The organism is Arthrobacter sp. GQ119, from assembly GCF_059759125.1.
This window is the reverse complement of the sequence record NZ_JCAXEA010000078.1, coordinates 1-504: the sequence shown is the minus strand read 5'-3', so window position 1 is coordinate 504 and position 504 is coordinate 1. Positions and strand designations below refer to the sequence as shown.

The window sequence follows — 504 nt, the reverse complement described above, 5'->3', positions numbered from 1 at the left end:
GCCGGCGGCGGTGAAGGCTGCCACGGCGCCGGCTTCGTTGATGCCGGGGTGGATCAGCTGGCCCTGCGCGGATTCCTTGTAGGCCAGGACGAGGTCCCGGTCCACGGACAGGTAGTTCTGGCCGCCGGGGTTGTAGATCTTGGCCGTGGGGAAGAACGCGTCCATGCCGAAGGTGCGCGATTCGTCCGGCACGATGGGAACGATCCTGTGTCCGAACTTCTTGTCGCGGAGCAGGTCCTTGAGCAGCCGGACAAAGGCCATGGTGGTCGCGGCCTGCTGCTTGCCCGAACCGCGCTTGGCGACCTCGAACGTCTTGGCCTCGGGCAGTTCAACGGCCGCGTGGTTGAACCGGCGTTCGGGGACGGAGCCTCCCAGCGCTTTACGGCTCTCCAGGAGGTAGGCCATTTCGGGGGCGTCCCATCCCGGGTGGTAGTAGGGCGGGCTGTAGGGATCCTCTTCCAGCTGCGCGTCGGAGATGGGAATCCTGAGATAGTCCCGGAATTC

The 504-nt window shown here is 65.7% G+C and carries 1 pseudogene; it reads right to left on the bottom strand.

The window, feature by feature from the left end:
• Nucleotides 1–504 (bottom strand): annotated as a pseudogene (locus AC6CH3_RS23430) (pyruvate dehydrogenase (acetyl-transferring), homodimeric type); the annotation flags it as partial.